The sequence below is a fragment of the Burkholderia cepacia complex sp. TUM26381 genome, from assembly GCF_057439935.1.
This window is the reverse complement of sequence record NZ_CM172006.1, coordinates 560,500-577,288: the sequence shown is the minus strand read 5'-3', so window position 1 is coordinate 577,288 and position 16,789 is coordinate 560,500. Positions and strand designations below refer to the sequence as shown.

General features: G+C 65.7%; 16 protein-coding genes. 8 read left to right on the top strand and 8 right to left on the bottom strand.

Annotation, left to right across the window (positions count from 1 at the left end):
* Positions 1-26: 26 nt before the first annotated feature.
* The 6 genes from accC (at position 27) to ACWMMN_RS02750 (ending at position 5,804) form a co-directional block, all read left to right on the top strand.
* Positions 27-1,394, top strand: coding sequence for an acetyl-CoA carboxylase biotin carboxylase subunit (gene accC / locus ACWMMN_RS02775; protein ID WP_059236250.1), 1,368 nt, complete (start codon positions 27-29; stop codon positions 1,392-1,394).
* Positions 1,395-1,396: 2 nt separating this feature from the next.
* The gene (gene prmA, locus ACWMMN_RS02770; protein ID WP_059236252.1) at positions 1,397-2,299 is read left to right on the top strand and encodes a 50S ribosomal protein L11 methyltransferase; all 903 of its coding nucleotides are present in this window, start codon (positions 1,397-1,399) and stop codon (positions 2,297-2,299) included.
* A gap of 45 nt (positions 2,300-2,344) precedes the next feature.
* Positions 2,345-3,709 (top strand): zinc-ribbon and DUF3426 domain-containing protein, encoded by a 1,365-nt coding sequence (locus tag ACWMMN_RS02765; protein WP_486422959.1) that lies wholly within the window; start codon positions 2,345-2,347, stop codon positions 3,707-3,709.
* Between the two features lie 74 nt (positions 3,710-3,783).
* Positions 3,784-4,287, top strand: coding sequence for a thiol peroxidase (tpx, locus tag ACWMMN_RS02760; protein WP_059236257.1), 504 nt, complete (start codon positions 3,784-3,786; stop codon positions 4,285-4,287).
* Positions 4,288-4,372: 85 nt separating this feature from the next.
* Positions 4,373-5,311: a carbohydrate kinase family protein gene (locus ACWMMN_RS02755; RefSeq protein WP_059236259.1), complete on the top strand. Its 939-nt coding sequence runs from the start codon at positions 4,373-4,375 to the stop codon at positions 5,309-5,311.
* A 19-nt stretch (positions 5,312-5,330) separates the two neighbouring features.
* Positions 5,331-5,804, top strand: a complete 474-nt coding sequence (locus ACWMMN_RS02750) for an outer membrane lipoprotein (protein ID WP_006476977.1) — start codon at positions 5,331-5,333, stop codon at positions 5,802-5,804.
* A 219-nt stretch (positions 5,805-6,023) separates the two neighbouring features.
* On the opposite strand, the gene ACWMMN_RS02745 is transcribed toward ACWMMN_RS02750, so the two are convergent.
* The 7 genes from ACWMMN_RS02745 to ACWMMN_RS02715 all read right to left on the bottom strand — a co-directional run bounded on the left by ACWMMN_RS02745 (position 6,024) and on the right by ACWMMN_RS02715 (position 13,993).
* The gene (locus ACWMMN_RS02745) at positions 6,024-6,710 is read right to left on the bottom strand and encodes a histone H1-like DNA-binding protein (protein ID WP_059236261.1); all 687 of its coding nucleotides are present in this window, start codon (positions 6,708-6,710) and stop codon (positions 6,024-6,026) included.
* Positions 6,711-6,738: 28 nt separating this feature from the next.
* On the bottom strand, positions 6,739-7,065 hold the full coding sequence (locus ACWMMN_RS02740; RefSeq protein ID WP_081051883.1) for a hypothetical protein: 327 nt from the start codon (positions 7,063-7,065) through the stop codon (positions 6,739-6,741).
* A gap of 83 nt (positions 7,066-7,148) precedes the next feature.
* Positions 7,149-8,360, bottom strand: a complete 1,212-nt coding sequence (locus tag ACWMMN_RS02735; protein WP_059236263.1) for a ribonucleotide-diphosphate reductase subunit beta — start codon at positions 8,358-8,360, stop codon at positions 7,149-7,151.
* A 365-nt stretch (positions 8,361-8,725) separates the two neighbouring features.
* The gene (locus ACWMMN_RS02730) at positions 8,726-11,719 is read right to left on the bottom strand and encodes a ribonucleoside-diphosphate reductase subunit alpha (protein ID WP_059236265.1); all 2,994 of its coding nucleotides are present in this window, start codon (positions 11,717-11,719) and stop codon (positions 8,726-8,728) included.
* A 462-nt stretch (positions 11,720-12,181) separates the two neighbouring features.
* A complete protein-coding gene (gene ampD / locus ACWMMN_RS02725) occupies positions 12,182-12,772 on the bottom strand; it encodes a 1,6-anhydro-N-acetylmuramyl-L-alanine amidase AmpD (RefSeq protein WP_174993292.1) in 591 nt (196 codons plus the stop codon).
* On the bottom strand, positions 12,769-13,086 hold the full coding sequence (locus tag ACWMMN_RS02720) for a PP0621 family protein (protein WP_059236269.1): 318 nt from the start codon (positions 13,084-13,086) through the stop codon (positions 12,769-12,771). The genes ampD and ACWMMN_RS02720 overlap by 4 nt, the downstream gene beginning before the upstream one ends.
* Before the next feature lie 13 nt (positions 13,087-13,099).
* Positions 13,100-13,993 carry a cytochrome C assembly family protein gene (locus ACWMMN_RS02715; protein WP_059236271.1) on the bottom strand — a complete coding sequence of 298 codons (894 nt, stop codon included), beginning with the start codon at positions 13,991-13,993 and terminating at the stop codon, positions 13,100-13,102.
* 89 nt (positions 13,994-14,082) lie between these two features.
* Here ACWMMN_RS02715 and ffh point away from each other — a divergent pair, with 89 nt between their 5' ends.
* A complete protein-coding gene (gene ffh / locus ACWMMN_RS02710) occupies positions 14,083-15,450 on the top strand; it encodes a signal recognition particle protein (protein WP_034186376.1) in 1,368 nt (455 codons plus the stop codon).
* A 94-nt stretch (positions 15,451-15,544) separates the two neighbouring features.
* Complete coding sequence (locus ACWMMN_RS02705) at positions 15,545-16,096, top strand: hypoxanthine-guanine phosphoribosyltransferase (RefSeq protein WP_059236272.1); 552 nt, start codon at positions 15,545-15,547, stop codon at positions 16,094-16,096.
* Between the two features lie 81 nt (positions 16,097-16,177).
* On the opposite strand, the gene ACWMMN_RS02700 is transcribed toward ACWMMN_RS02705, so the two are convergent.
* Positions 16,178-16,780, bottom strand: coding sequence for a MarC family protein (locus ACWMMN_RS02700; RefSeq protein ID WP_059236275.1), 603 nt, complete (start codon positions 16,778-16,780; stop codon positions 16,178-16,180).
* Positions 16,781-16,789 lie beyond the last annotated feature (9 nt).

The following is a 16,789-nucleotide window of genomic DNA, read 5'->3' as shown; positions in this document are numbered from 1 at the left end:
GCCCCTCGAAGAGACGAATACTCGCTATGTTTGAAAAAATTCTCATTGCCAACCGCGGTGAAATCGCGCTGCGCATCCAGCGCGCGTGCCGCGAACTCGGCGTCAAGACGGTGGTCGTCTACTCGGAAGCCGACAAGGAAGCCAAGTACGTGCGCCTCGCAGACGAAGCCGTCTGTATCGGCCCGGCCCCGTCGAACCTGAGCTACCTGAACATGCCGGCGCTGATCAGCGCCGCGGAAGTCACCGATGCCGAGGCGATCCACCCCGGCTACGGCTTCCTGTCGGAGAACGCCGATTTCGCGGAACGCGTCGAGCAGTCCGGCTTCACGTTCATCGGCCCGCGCCCGGAAACGATCCGGATGATGGGCGACAAGGTCACCGCGAAGCAGACGATGATCAAGACCGGCGTGCCGTGCGTGCCGGGTTCGGAAGGCGCGTTGCCGGACGATCCGAAGGAGATCGTCAAGATTGCGCGCGCGATCGGCTATCCGGTCATCATCAAGGCGGCGGGCGGCGGTGGCGGGCGCGGGATGCGCGTCGTGCACACCGAGGCTGCGCTCGTCAACGCGGTCAACATGACCCGCGAGGAAGCCGGCCGTGCGTTCGGCAACCCGCAGGTGTACATGGAGAAGTTCCTCGAGAACCCGCGTCACATCGAAATCCAGGTGCTGTCGGACGCGTACAAGAACGCGATCTGGCTGGGCGAGCGCGACTGCTCGATGCAGCGCCGCCACCAGAAGGTGATCGAGGAAGCGCCGGCGCCCGGCATTCCGCGCCGCCTGATCGACCGCATCGGCGACCGCTGCGCCGACGCGTGCAAGAAGATGGGCTACCTCGGTGCGGGCACGTTCGAATTCCTGTACGAGAACAACGAGTTCTACTTCATCGAGATGAACACGCGCGTGCAGGTCGAGCATCCGGTATCGGAGCTGATCACGGGCGTCGACATCGTGCAGGAGCAGATCCGCATCGCGGCCGGCGAGAAGCTCACGCTGCGCCAGCGCGACATCCAGTTCCGCGGACATGCGATCGAATGCCGGATCAACGCGGAAGATCCGTTCAAGTTCACGCCGTCGCCGGGCCGGATCACGTCGTGGCATACGCCGGGCGGCCCCGGCGTGCGCGTCGATTCGCACGCCTACAATGGCTATTTCGTGCCGCCGAACTATGATTCGATGATCGGCAAGCTGATCACCTACGGCGCGACGCGCGAGCAGGCGATCCGCCGGATGCGCATCGCACTGTCGGAAATGGTCGTCGAAGGCATCCAGACCAACATCCCGCTGCACCGCGAGCTGATGATCGACTCGAAGTTCGTCGAAGGCGGCACCAGCATCCATTACCTCGAAAACCGGCTCGCGCAGAAGCAGCAGGTCGCACCGGAAGAAGCGTAAGCATGAGCTATCGCGAACTCGTCGTCGAGCTGGCCCGCGAGCATGCGGAGGCCCTGTCCGACGCGCTGCTCGATCTCGGCGCGCTGTCGGTGTCCGTCGAGGACGCCGACGCCGACACGCCCGACGAACAGCCGCTCTTCGGCGAGCCGGGCCTCGTGCCCGACCGTACCGCGTGGCAGCACTCGCGTGTGGTCGCGCTGCTGTCGGCCGACCATGAGCCGGCCGTGCTGCTCGCGGCCGCCGCGAACGAGATCGGTATCGCCGACACGCCGAAGTTCGTCGTCCGCGAAGTCGAGGAACAGGACTGGGTGCGGCTCACGCAGTCGCAGTTCGAGCCGATCCCGATCGGCGAGCGGATCTGGGTCGTGCCGTCGTGGCACGATGCGCCCGATCCCGGCGCGCTCGTCCTCGAACTCGATCCGGGCCTCGCATTCGGCACCGGCAGCCACCCCACGACGCGTCTGTGCATGGAGTGGCTCGAACAGTCGGTGAAGCCTGGCCAGTCGGTGCTCGACTACGGCTGCGGCTCCGGCATTCTCGCGATCCTCGCGAAGAAATGCGGGGCGAACCCCGTGATCGGCATCGACATCGATCCGCAGGCGGTGGAATCGGCGCGGCAGAACAGCGAGCGCAACCGTGCGGAAGTCACGTACGGGCTGCCCGATGCATGCCCGGACGGCGAATTCGACATCGTCGTCGCGAACATCCTGTCGAACCCGCTGAAGCTGATGGCGTCGATGCTCGCGTCGAAGGTCAAACCGGGCGGGCGCATCGCGCTGTCGGGCGTGCTCGCGCGCCAGGCGGACGAAGTCGCGGCCGTCTACGCGCGCTACGTCGACATCTCGGTCTGGCGCGAACACGAAGGTTGGGTATGCCTCGCCGGAACCCGGCGGGAAAGCCATTAGAATAGCGCTGTCCTTCACTCTGGCCAGCAGGCCGCCCGGCTCGACATGCTTCTTGCGACGCGCTGCCCTCATTGCGAAACCGTCTTCCGGCTGCAGCAGGAACAGCTCTCGCTGCATCAGGGGCTCGTGCGCTGCGGGCATTGCCACGAAGTCTTCAATGCAGCCGAGTCGCTCGTTCCCGAGCACGCGCAGCAGCCCGAACCGGCCCTGACCGGGACGGCTGCCGCGGCGGACGGCCACGACGCACACCATCAGGCACCGCCAGCGCGGCTGTTCGCCGCCGACGCACCGGCCGGGTCGCCGTCCGACTCCGATTACAAGCCGGAAGGCTGGGACATGTGGGCGCCGTGGCTCGACGCCGGCGTCGATCCGTCGCTGCAGCACAGCGTCGAGACCGTGCGCACCGAGCCGCTGGTACCGCTCGCGCTCCCGTCAGTGGAAGCCGGCGTCGTTCACCTGTCCGGTACGCCCGCGTCGTTCGCGTCCTCCCCGGCCGAGCTGGAGCCGTCGGCTGCCGTCGCGCATGCGGACGAACCGCCTGCGCCGCCAACGCAGCACGAAGCACACGAATCACTCGAAACCGAAGAAGCGTCGCACGCGCCGGTCGAGCGCGACCCGCGCGAGCCCCGCTTCGTCGCCCACATTCCGTCGGAATCGGAAGCAACGCCCGATGCCGCCGAACCCGTCGGCCGCGCGCACTTCGCCGTGCCGGACGACGAAAGCACACCGCGCGAACCGCGTTTCGCTTTCACGCCGGCACCGGCCGTCGCCGAAGCCGAAAGCGGATCCGAACCCGATGCCTTCGTCCGGCACGACAAGACGCCGGCCGCGGCAGCAACCGAACCGGCCGCACCGTTCCCTGCCGCCCTGACCGACGACGACCGCCCTCACTTCGCCGTCACGCGCGAGACGCGCGCGCCGCAGCCGCGCGGGATGCTCGGCGGCTTTTTCGGCGGCCTCGTCGCCGCCGTGCTGGCCGTGCTGCTGGTCGCGCAACTCGCGTGGTGGCAACGCGAAGCGCTGATGATCGGCTGGCCCGTCACGCAAGGCTGGTTCCGGCAGGCTTGCGCGCCGCTCGGCTGCACGGTCGCGCCGCCGCGCGCGATCGACGGGCTGCGGCTCGACGCAACCGACCTGCGCCAGCTCGACGGCCCGCGCGAGCTCGAACTGAAGGTCCCGCTGACGAACCGCTACCGCGTCCCGCTCGCGTACCCGTCGCTCGAACTCACGCTGCTCGACGATACCAATCACGTCACCGTGCGCCGCGTGCTCGCGCCGCGCGACTACGTGCGCCCGGGCACGCCGATCGACGCCGGGCTGCCGCCCGGCACGACGCAGACGATGGTCGTCCGCCTCGAAACGAACGGCACGCCCGCCTCGAATTTCCGCGTCCAGATCTTCTATCCGTGACGCGCCGCGGCGCGCGCATGCGCGCCCGTCTCAACCCGCGCGCCTCCATTGGCGCGCTATTTCGGAGCACGAACATGAGCAAAGTTACGCTGGGTGGCAACCCGATCGATCTCGCCGGCACGTTCCCGGCCGTCGGCGCCCAAGCCGCCGATTTCAAGCTGGTCGGCAAGGACCTCGCCGACCTGTCGCTCGCCAGCTTCGCCGGCAAGCGCAAGGTGCTGAACATCGTGCCGAGCCTCGACACGCCGACCTGCGCGACGTCGACCCGCAAGTTCAACGAAGCCGCGTCGGCGCTCGACAACACGGTCGTGGTCGTCGTGTCCGCCGACCTGCCGTTCGCCGCCACGCGCTTCTGCACGACCGAAGGCCTCGAGAACGTCGTGACGGCTTCGACGTTCCGCACTGGCCGCGCGTTCGCGAACGCGTACGGCGTCGACGTGACGAGCGGCCCGCTGAACGGCCTGACCGCACGTGCCGTCGTCGTGCTCGACGCGCAGGACAAGGTGATCCACGCGGAACTCGTCGGCGAAATCAAGGACGAGCCGAACTACGATGCAGCGCTCGCCGCACTGAAGTAAGCTTTCCACCGCTTTCCCCTGCCGCGCCGCGCCCTTCGCGCGGCGTTGTCGCGCAGGGCCCCTCATTTCTACAGGAACGCACACCTTGGCTACGCTGATTTGCGGCTCGATCGCCTACGACTCCATCATGACCTTCGAAGGGCGGTTCCGCGAGCACATCCTGCCCGACCAGGTGCACCTCATCAACCTGAGCTTCCTCGTGCCGACGATGCGCCGCGAATTCGGCGGCTGCGCGGGCAACATCGCGTACGCGCTGCACCTGCTCGGCGGCGATGCGCGCATGATGGGGACGATGGGCGCGCTCGACGCGCAGCCGTATCTCGACCGGCTCGACCAGCTCGGCCTGCGCCGCGACCACGTTCGTGTACTGCCCGATACGTACACCGCGCAGGCGATGATCACGACCGATCTCGACAACAACCAGATCGCGGCGTTCCACCCGGGCGCGATGATGCAGTCGCACCTGAACCACGCGGGCGACGCACCGGACATCAAGCTGGCGATCGTCGGCCCGGACGGCTTCGACGGGATGGTGCAGCACGTGGAAGAGCTCGCCAAGGCCGGTGTGCCGTTCGTGTTCGACCCGGGCCAGGGTCTGCCGCTGTTCGACGGTGCGACGCTGCGCCGCAGCATTGAACTTGCGACCTATGTGGCGGTCAACGACTACGAGGCCAAGCTGGTGAGCGACAAGACGGGATGGTCCGAAGATGAAATCGCCAGCCGGGTCGACGCCCTCGTCATCACGCGTGGCGAGCACGGCGCGACCATCCGCCACAAGCAGGGCACGGAACAGATTCCGGTGGTACCGGCCGAGCGCATCTCCGATCCGACCGGCTGTGGCGATGCCTTCCGCGGCGGCCTGCTGTACGGCATCGAGCATGGCCTCGACTGGGCGACCACGGGGCGCCTCGCGAGCCTGATGGGCTCGATCAAGATTGCCCACCAGGGGCCTCAGACTTACGTACTGACGCGCGCCGAAATCGACGCACGCTTCGAGACTGCATTCGGTTACAGTCTCAAATGAATATTGTGGGAGAGCAAAGATGTTGACGAAAAAAACCCTCACGCTCGCGGCCATGCTGACGGCCACGCTGACGCTCGCCGGCTGCTTCACGGCACCCGGCTCGGCCGATGTCTATAGCGTCGGCCAGGCGCAGCGCGAACAGACGGTCCGCATGGGCACGGTCGAAAGCGTCCGTGCGGTGCGTATCCAGTCCGACGGCGGCGGCAGCGCGATCGGCACGCTCGGCGGCGGCGCACTCGGCGCTGTCGCAGGCAGCGCAATCGGCGGCGGCAAGGGCTCGATCCTGACGGCGATCGCCGGCGGCCTCGTCGGCGCGGTCGCGGGTAACGCGGTCGGCGAAAACCTCAGCACGGCGAACGGTGTCGAAATCACCGTGCGTCTCGACAACGGCGACCTGCGCTCGATCACGCAGGCAGCCAGCGGTGAAGCGTTCCGCGCCGGCGAGCGTGTGCGGCTGCTGTCGAGCGGCGGCGTCACGCGCGTCACGCACTAACCGGTATCCTCAGCACGCGGCGCAAGCCGCGGTCGAACGCATGTGCGAAGCTGCACATGCGTTTTTTTTCGTCCGTACTCGCGTCGTCGCGTTCGGCTTCGAGGGCGAATACGGACGAAAAAAATCCCGCCACCTGAGCCAGATGGCGGGACTGATTGAGTAGCGCTACTCAACCCACGGACACCACGTGAGTGTCCGGGTGGTGCTGGTCAGCCGCGATTACGGACGGCTGCCGGTCGGGAACGGCCATGCCGCTGCCGGGTTGAGCGCGGTCTTCACGCCCGATGCCGGCGCAACCGATGCGGTCGACGCGGTCGTTGCCGGCGCAGCCTTCTTCACGACGGCCTTCTTCGGAGCAGCAGCCTTCTTCGGTGCAGCGGCCTTCTTCGCCGGAGCAGCAGCCGCCTTCGCAGGGGCAGCCTTCTTCGCAGGGGCGGCCTTCTTAGCAGGCGCAGCCTTCTTCGCAGCGGCCTTCTTGGCAGGCGCAGCCTTCTTCGCTGCAGCCTTCTTGGCAGGCGCGGCCTTCTTCGCTGCAGCCTTCTTCGCCGGTGCTGCCTTCTTCGCAGCAACCTTCTTCACTGCGACTTTCTTGGCTGCAACCTTCTTCGCCGCGGCCTTCTTGGCCGGTGCCGCCTTCTTCGCAGCAACCTTCTTCACGGCGACTTTCTTCGCTGCGACCTTCTTGGCTGCAACCTTCTTCACCGCGACCTTCTTCGCAGCGACCTTCTTTGCAGCAGCCTTCTTCGCCGGTGCTGCCTTCTTCGCAGCAACCTTCTTCACGGCGACCTTCTTCGCTGCGACCTTCTTCACTGCAGCGGCCTTCTTCGCCGGAGCAGCAGCCTTCTTCGCAACGGTCTTCTTGGCAGCAACCTTCTTAGCAGCCGGTTTCTTCTTGGCAAGTGCCATGTTGTTCTCCTTCAGGTTCAGATGAGAGTCAGTTCAAACTACACCCTTCGTCAAAACCCGCTTCCCGCGGACGCTGTTCAGGACGTGCGCTTCGAAGCGGGCTATTCATCGGCGTACGCGGATACCACGCGCTTACGCTAATGAATACGGTATGGCGCGCGTGACCACTCGGCCTCGCGCGCCAAATCAAGTCGGTAGCCGGCGCACCTCGCGCCGCTACCCCTAATCGCTTGATCAAGCGGACTACCACACGGCCGTCCGCTTTATCCGGAGGGAAGTTTGCCCATCCCACTGAAGGGTTCGCAAAGTGCCTGTCGTATCGTTGGGCCGTTAAGGCACCGGGCATGCTTTGCATCAGGCGTTCTTGCTCCTAAACCTTGGGCCGGGGCCGAGAGGCCACCGGCTGCTCACATCATGTGACGGATTCGCTGCTGCGGGTTATTCCCAGGACAGCGCGCCCCCCGTCTGATACTCGATCACACGCGTCTCGAAGAAGTTGCGTTCCTTCTTCAGGTCGATCATCTCGCTCATCCACGGGAACGGGTTTTCCTCGTTCGGGTACAGCGGATCGAGGCCGATCTGCTGGCAACGGCGGTTGCTGATGAAGCGCAGATAGCTCTTGAACATCGACGCGTTCAAACCCAGCACGCCGCGCGGCATCGTGTCTTCGGCGTAGCGGTATTCGAGTTCGACAGCCTGCTTGAACAGCTCGCGGATCTCGGCGCGGAATTCCGCGGTCCAGAGATGCGGATTCTCGAGCTTGATCTGGTTGATCAGGTCGATGCCGAAGTTGCAGTGCATCGACTCGTCGCGCAGGATGTACTGATATTGCTCTGCAGCACCCGTCATCTTGTTCTGGCGGCCGAGTGCGAGGATCTGCGTGAACCCGACATAGAAGAACAGGCCTTCCATGATGCAGGCGAACACGATCAGCGACTTCAGCAGCTTCTGATCCGCGTCGAGCGTGCCGGTCTTGAAGGCCGGATCCGTCAGCGTGTGGATGAACGGGATCAGGAATTCGTCCTTCGCGCGGATCGACGAGACCTCGTGATACGCGTTGAAGATCTCGCCTTCATCGAGACCGAGCGATTCGACAATGTATTGGTACGCGTGCGTGTGGATCGCTTCCTCGAACGCCTGGCGCAGCAGGAACTGCCGGCACTCGGGCGCCGTGATGTGGCGGTACGTGCCGAGCACGATGTTGTTCGCCGCGAGCGAATCGGCCGTCACGAAGAAGCCGAGGTTGCGCTTCACGATGCGGCGCTCGTCCTCGGTCAGACCGTTCGGGTCCTTCCACAGTGCGATGTCGCGGGACATGTTGATTTCCTGCGGCATCCAGTGGTTCGCGCAACCGGCCAGATACTTTTCCCACGCCCACTTGTACTTGAACGGCACCAGCTGATTCACGTCAGTCTGGCCGTTGATGATGCGCTTGTCGGCGACATTGACCCGCGCTTCCGAACCGCCGGCGGGAACAGCCGATGCTTGCGGCGGCACCGCAAGATCGCCTTCGAAAATGTCACGGACCTGATGGGCGGCAGGCGCAGCAGCCTGCATTCCGACAGCCATCCCGGCGGAGGTGCGCATCGCGTTTTGCTGCGCTCCGCTCGCGGGGGTTACGGCAGTCTTCTCGTCATCCCAGTTGAGCATAAATTCTCACCATCAATTTAGAACGGTTTGTACCATCTTTTCCTGAGCGATAAAAGGGTTCGCTCACGAAAAATCCTTTTTTCGATTCGCGTTGCGACCTCGATACAACACTTTGAGCAACGCATCGTCGTTCATGCAGCGCGCGATGTGAGTCGCGCTTGTATCGCGAGGTGCGCTCGACGCATCGAACGCTGATCGAAACGCGACGCCGTCGGGGATGTTTCGATCGCTTGTCACTGCCTGCAACGCAGGTGTCGCGTTACAGATTCCTTATCATTTTTTTAGTTGAGAGCGGCGCACACTTCAACCTCGATCGGTTGTCGTGTGCGCCGCCCTTGCCTGCTTCTCAGGTCAGGCGCACTGCGTTACTGGCACGCTTCGCACTCGTCGAAGCCCGGATCGCCCGGACGCATCGTGCACACCGGACCGTCTGCCTCGACCGGCGCGAGTGCCGGTGCTGCGTCGACTGCGCCCGACGACGATGCTGCGCCGCCCGCCGCGCCGAAGCCGCCGGCTGCGCCTTGCGCGCCGCCGCCGCTCGAACCGCCCGTCGGCACTGCGTTCAGCGCACCGTGTGCGACCGTCGACTTCTCGACGTGCGTCGCCGCCATCGTGCGGAGGTAGTAGGTCGTCTTCAGGCCGCGCAGCCATGCGAGCTTGTAGACCTCGTCGAGCTTCTTGCCCGACGCGCCGCCCATGTAGATGTTCAGCGACTGCGCCTGGTCGATCCACTTCTGGCGGCGCGATGCCGCTTCGACCAGCCACGTCGGGTCGACTTCGAACGCGGTCGCGTAGATCGCGCGCAGGTCGGCCGGGATGCGGTCGATGCGCGACAGCATGCCGTCGAAGTACTTCAGGTCGGAGACCATCACCTCGTCCCACAGGCCGCGTTCCTTCAGGTCGCGAACCAGGAACTCGTTCACCACCGTGAATTCGCCCGACAGGTTCGACTTCACGTACAGGTTCTGGAAGGTCGGTTCGATACAGGCCGACACGCCGATGATGTTCGAGATCGTCGCCGTCGGCGCGATCGCGACGCAATTCGAGTTGCGCATGCCGTGCGCGGCGATCCGCGAACGCAGCGTCGTCCAGTCGAGCGACTCGGACGTGTCGACCTCGACGTAGCCGCCGCGCGCTTCAGCCAGCAGCTTCAGCGTGTCCTGCGGGAGGATGCCGCGATCCCACAGCGAGCCGCGGTAGCTCGAGTAGCGGCCGCGCTCTTCGGCCAGCTCGGTCGACGCGTAGTACGCGTAGTAGCAGACAGCTTCCATCGAACGGTCGGCGAACTCGACCGCCGCTTCCGACGCGTACGGCGTGCGCAGCAGGTGCAGGCAGTCCTGGAAGCCCATGATGCCCATGCCGACCGGGCGGTGCTTCAGGTTCGAGTTACGCGCCTTCGCCACCGCGTAGTAGTTGATGTCGATCACGTTGTCGAGCATGCGCATCGCGACGCTGATCGTGCGCTTCAGCTTGTCGTGGTCGAGCGCGTAGCTGCCGTCGGCCTGCTTCACCAGGTGGGCGACGAGGTTCACCGAGCCGAGGTTGCACACCGCGATTTCGGTGTCGCTCGTGTTCAGCGTGATTTCCGTGCACAGGTTCGACGAGTGGACGACGCCGACGTGCTGCTGCGGCGAGCGGACGTTGCACGGATCCTTGAACGTGATCCACGGGTGGCCCGTCTCGAACAGCATGCCGAGCATCTTGCGCCAGAGCTGCGCCGCCGGGATCTTCTTGAACAGCTTGATCTCGCCGCGCGCGACCTTGTCTTCGTAAGCCGTGTAAGCCGCCTCGAACTCCGTGCCGAACTTGTCGTGCAGGTCCGGGCAGGTCGACGGCGAGAACAGCGTCCAGTCGGCGCCTTCCATCACGCGCTTCATGAACAGGTCGGGAATCCAGTTCGCCGTGTTCATGTCGTGCGTACGGCGGCGGTCGTCACCGGTGTTCTTGCGCAGCTCGAGGAACTCCTCGATGTCGAGGTGCCACGATTCGAGGTACGCGCAGACCGCGCCCTTGCGCTTGCCGCCCTGGTTCACCGCGACGGCCGTGTCGTTCACGACCTTCAGGAACGGGACCACGCCTTGCGACTTGCCGTTCGTGCCCTTGATATGCGAGCCGAGTGCACGCACGCGCGTCCAGTCGTTGCCGAGACCGCCGGCGAACTTCGACAGCAGCGCGTTTTCCTTCAGCGCTTCATAGATGCCGTCGAGATCGTCCGCGACCGTCGTCAGGTAGCACGACGACAGCTGCGAGCGGTGCGTGCCCGAGTTGAACAGCGTCGGCGTCGAGCTCATGAAGTCGAAGCTCGACAGCACGTTGTAGAACTCGATCGCGCGCGTTTCGCGGTCGATCTCGTTCAGCGACAGGCCCATCGCGACGCGCATGAAGAATGCCTGCGGCATTTCGATGCGGGTGCCTTCGACGTGCAGGAAGTAGCGGTCGTACAGCGTCTGCAGGCCGAGGTAGCCGAACTGCAGGTCACGGTTCGCGTCGAGCGCTTCACCGAGGCGCTTCAGGTCGAACTGCAGCAGCTTGTCGTCGAGCAGGCCGGCGTCGACGCCGCGCTTCAGGAACTGCGGGAAGTATTCCGTGTAGCGGGCCGACATCTCGGCCTGCACGACTTCCTCGCCGAGGATCTCGCGACGGATCGTGTGCAGCAGGATGCGGGCCGTGACCTGGCTGTATGCCGGATCCTTTTCGATCATCGTGCGCGCTGCGAGGATCGCCGAGTCGTAGACCTGGCTCATCGGCACGCCGTCGTACAGGTTCTTCACCGTCTCCGCGACGATCGGGTCAGGGTTAACCGCAGCGCCGAGGCCGTCGCACGACGACACGATCAGCGCGCGCAGCGCGTTCAGATCGAGCGGGCGCGTCACGCCGTTGTCGACGACATTGATGCCGGTGCTCGACTCGGCGCCCGCTGCCGCTGCGTCCTCGCCCGCATTCTGGCGCTCGAGGTGACGCTTCTCGCGATACAGCACGTACGCACGCGCGACGTTGTGCTCGCCGCCGCGCATCAGCGCGAGTTCGACCTGGTCCTGGATGTCTTCGATATGGAACGTACCGCCGTTCGGGCGGCTGCGCACGAGCGCGCGGACGACGTTGTGCGTCAGCTGTTCGACCTGCTCGCGTACGCGCGCCGATGCCGCGCCCTGCCCGCCGTTGACGGCCAGGAAAGCCTTGGTCACCGCGATCGCGATCTTCGAGGGTTCGAACGACACGACGCTGCCGTTGCGGCGGATCACCTTGTAGTCGGCGAACGTGGCCTGCGGCGCGAGCGCCTTCGCGCCCTGTTCGGTCCCGCCGAGCGGACGGCTCGAGGCGCTCTCGTACTGGGACGTCGCGTTGTCGGTGGTTTGCATGTGCAAAGCTCCTGGTGTTGGATGGTGCGGAGAGAACCGCGGATTAAAACGAACGCTGCGCAATGCGGTGCGCGAGCGGTAAGAGGCGAGCGATGCGCCGGGGAAGCCGGTTCGGTCGATGCGCGACAACCTGGCCGGTCGTGTGCTTCGTCATGTATCCCCTGCCCCGTCGATGTTCGCTGCGCTGGTCGCGACGCCCGGACCGCCCGGCCTGACGCGCCGCCCTGAGAACCCTGTCCGCCGGCGTTGCCCGCCGGCCGGTGCCGCTCGGGTTTCCCCTGCGACACACACTATATCTAGTGCAGAACCGCTCAACTGGCACCAAGTATAGTGGACATTCGGAGGACGTCCAAACGGATAATTTGCACTGAAGGTATTGACATCACCCCCGCCCCGCGCAGGCTCAGACGTGACAAGGCATTGGTCGGAAAAAATTTTTTTCCCGGCTCAAAAACCCCGCGATCAGTGCTGACGGAAAGGAAAGTATTCGCCGGAAAAACCGGCATCGCTCGCGAAGCGTTGCCAATCGAAGTGCGGGCCCGGGTCGGTCTTGCGGCCCGGCGCGACGTCCGAGTGCCCCGCGAATGCGTCGACCGGATAGCGCGCCGCGAGCGCGCGGGAGAGCGCAGCCAGGACCGCGTATTGCGCATCGTCGAACGGCACGTCGTCGGCGCCTTCGAGTTCGATGCCGATCGAGAAGTCGTTGCAGCGCGTCCGGCCGAAGAACTCGGACGAACCCGCGTGCCACGCGCGCTCGTCGCACGACACGAACTGCACGAGCTCGCCGCCGCGGCGGATCAGGAAGTGCGCGGACACGCGCACGCCGCGCAGGTGGCTCTGGTAATAGGGGTGCGCATCGCAGTCGAGGCGGTTCAGGAACAGCGACTCGATCGCGTCGCCGCCGAATTCACCGGGCGGCAGGCTGATGTTGTGGACGACCACGAGCGTCGGCACCGCACCCGCGGGCCGCATCTCGAAGTTCGGCGACGGCGCATGGCGCGCTTCGCGCACCCAGCCGTTTGCGTCGACCGACAACACCCGCGCGTCGCTCATCGCGCGTCGCGACCGCTTGCACGTGCGGCGTGGCGCTGCGCGTGCTCGGCGCTGCAGAAGTATTCGCCGCCTGCGGCGACCGCATCGCCCTTCGGCGCATGCACGCCGCATTCGGCGCAGCGCACCATCGGCTCGGGCAGCGATCGCATGTCGCCGTTCGGCCGCGCAGCCCCGGGGCCGCCGGCACCGGGCGCGCCGTCGTGACCGGCGCCGCGGCCGGTGCGCGCCTGCGCGTGCTCCTGCGCCTGGCGCAGCTTGCGTGCGAGCCACGAACCCGCGAAGAAGAGAAGAATCAGGAGAAGAATCTGTCGCATCGGAAACCTGCGTTCAAACCACGGAACGGTGCAGCAGCACCTCGAAAACGAACCGGCTGCCGACATACGCGAGCAGCAGCGCGGCGAACGACACGAGCACCCAGCGCGCGGCGCCGCGGCCACGCCAGCCCGACGTCTTGCGGGCGACCAGCAGGCCGCCGAACATCAGCCACGACAGGATCGCGAACACGGTCTTGTGGTCGAGCCGCAGCGCGCGCGCGTCGACCTGCTCGCTGAACAGGATGCCCGACGCGAGCGTCAGCGTGAGCAGCACGAAGCCGGCGCCGATCAGGCGGAACAGCAGCTTCTCGAGCGTGAGCAGCGGCGGCAGCGTTTCGAGCCAGCTCGCGATCCAGCCCGTCGAACCGTCGCGCCCGCCGCTCCTCAGCGACTGCAGCCGCCGCTCGACCATCAGCATCAGGACCGCATGCAGCGCGGCGATCGCAAACAGCCCGTATGCGATGTTCGCGATCAGGAAGTGCAGCTTGAACAGCGGTGCTGCGGCATAAGGAAGCACCCGCACGCCGCCGAACACGAGCGGCAGCAGCGACGCGCCGCACGCGAGCGGCAGGACCAGCAGGCGCAGGCTGTCGAGCGGGAAGAAGAAGCTCTCGATCCAGTAGATGCCGGCACCGAGCCAGAACATCGCGGACAGCGCGAACGCGAAGCCGAACACCATCGAGTCGTTCGGAAAGATCGTCATGTGGAGCAGTACGCCGTGCGCGACGAGCGCGGCGAACAGCAGCGCGCGGCCGGCCCCGCTCATCCCGGACGCGGCGGACGCGGGAACCGGCACGGCCGGCACGCTCGCGACGAGCGGCGTCGCGCCCTGGCGATGCGTGCGCCAGCCTGCGACGGCGAGGCCGCCGTACAGGAATGCGGTGAGGGCATACAGTACAATATCCATGTTCGAAGTTTACACTAGGCCCCCTTCCCGCGACGGCTCCCTTTGTTCGGTTCCGCCGCGTCTTCGGGCCCCACTGTCCAACGCTCCCCATGCTCGACAATCTCACTCAACGGATGGCGCGCGTCGTCAAGACGCTGCGCGGCGAGGCCCGGCTTACCGAGGCGAACACCCAGGAGATGCTCCGCGAGGTGCGTCTCGCGCTGCTGGAGGCCGACGTCTCGCTGCCGGTCGTCCGCGAATTCATCGCCAAGGTCAAGGAAAAGGCGCTCGGCGAAGAAGTGATCAGCAGCCTGTCGCCGGGCCAGGCGCTCGTCGGCGTGGTCCAGAAGGAACTGACCGCCGTGATCGGCGGCGACTACGAAGGCAAGGCCGCCGAGCTGAACCTGGCAGTCACGCCGCCTGCCGTGATCCTGATGGCCGGCCTGCAGGGCGCGGGCAAGACCACGACCGCCGGCAAGCTCGCGAAGCTGCTGCGCGAGAAGTACAAGAAGAAGGTGCTGACGGTGTCGTGCGACGTGTATCGCCCGGCCGCCATCATGCAGCTGAAAACGGTGAGCGAACAGGTTGGCGCCGACTTCTTCCCGTCCACGCCGGACCAGAAACCCGTCGACATCGCGATCGCGGCCGTCGACTGGGCGAAGCGCCACTACCATGACGTGCTGATCGTCGACACGGCCGGCCGCCTCGGTATCGACGAGGCGATGATGCAGGAAATCGCCGCGCTGCACGGCACGCTTAAGCCGGCGGAAACGCTGTTCGTCGTCGACGCGATGCTCGGCCAGGACGCGGTCAACACCGCGAAGGCGTTCAACGACACGCTGCCGCTCACCGGCGTCGTGCTGACCAAGCTCGACGGCGACTCGCGCGGCGGCGCCGCGCTGTCGGTGCGCCACATCACGGGCAAGCCGATCAAGTTCGTCGGCGTCGCCGAGAAGCTCGACGGCCTGGAAGTGTTCCACCCGGACCGGATGGCGAACCGGATCCTCGGCATGGGCGACATTCTCGCGCTCGTCGAGGAGGCGCAGCGCGGCGTCGACGTTCAAGCTGCGCAGAAGCTCGCGGACAAGGTCAAGAAAGGCGGCGACTTCGACCTGAACGATTTCCGCGCGCAGATCTCGCAGATGAAGAACATGGGCGGCCTGTCGTCGCTGATGGACAAGCTGCCCGCGCAATTCCAGCAGGCGGCCGCCGGCGCCGACATGGGCCAGGCCGAGAAGCAGATCCGCCGGATGGAAGGCATCATCAGCTCGATGACGCCGGCCGAGCGTGCGAAACCCGAAATCATCAAGGCGACGCGCAAGCGCCGCATTGCAGCCGGCGCGGGCGTGCCGGTGCAGGAAGTCAACCGGATGCTGAACCAGTACGACCAGATGCGTACGATGATGAAGAAGCTGAAGGGCGGCAACATGCAGAAGATGATGCGCGGCCTGAAGGGCATGATGCCCGGCATGCGCTGATTCCGCCCGTCGGCCGGCGCGCGGGTTTTTGCTGTAGCGCGCGCCTGCCGTTCTGCTTCATTCTTATTTGTATACCGACTGCCCGCCAGAACACATGAACCGCGAAGAAGCCCTCCACATTTTCAACCACTCCGAAGAGATCGTGTCGGCGGATGCCGTCAACGCGTCGATCTCCAAGATGGCCGACGCGATCCGCGCCGAGATCGGCGACGCGTTTCCGCTCGTTCTCTCGGTGATGGGCGGCGCCGCGGTGTTTACCGGGATGCTGCTGCCGCATCTCGATTTCCCGCTCGAATTCGACTACATCCACCTGACCCGCTACCGCAACACGACGCAGGGCAGCCCGGAAATGCACTGGCGCGTCGCGCCGCGCGAATCGGTGAAGGATCGCATCGTGCTCGTGCTCGACGACATCCTCGACGAAGGCGAGACGATGGCCGCGATCCGCGACCGCATCCTCGACATGGGCGCGCAACGCTTCATGTCGGCCGTGCTGTGCGAGAAGACGCTCGCGAAGGCGAAGCCGCTGCACCCCGACTTCTGCGGCTTCTCGGTGCCCGACCGCTACGTGTTCGGCTGCGGGATGGACGCAAAGGGCTACTGGCGCAACCTGCCGACGATCCGCGCGCTGACCACCCACGTCTGATCGCCGCCCTGCCCGCTATATAGGAAAAGCGGCGCTCCGGTTTCCCGGAGCGCCGCTTTTTTTGTGCGTACGCCGCCCGCCCTATAACTGGTGCACGAACGCGCGAATGCCGGCCAGCAGCATCTCGACCGAGATCGCGACGAGCACGAGGCCCATCAGCCGCTCGAACGCCGCGACCGTCCGCTCGCCGAGCCACTGCTGGATCCGTTCGGCCAGCACCAGCGTGATCGCGCAGACGATCATCGTGACCGTCAGCGCCCCAACCCACTCGAGCATCTTGCCGGGCGCCTGCGACGTCAGCAGCATCACCGTCGCCAGCGCGGACGGCCCGGCGAGCGCCGGAATCGCGAGCGGCACGATGAACGGCTCGCCGCCCGCGCGCGGATCGCTGCCGAGTGCGCCATCCGGGTGCGGGAAGATCATCCGCAGCGCGATCAGGAACAGCACGATCCCGCCGCCGAGCCGCAGCGACAGGTCGGTGAGGTTCATCATCCGCAGGAAGCGGTCGCCGACCACCATGAAGAACAGCAGGATCACGAACGCGATCCCCACTTCACGCAGGATCAGCTTCACGCGCCGCTCGCGCGGCACATCCCGCATCGCCGAAATGAACAGCGGGATGTTGCCGAGCGGATCGGTGATCAGCACCAGGAGCACGGTGGCCGACAGGAACGTGTATTCCATCGTGTCCCC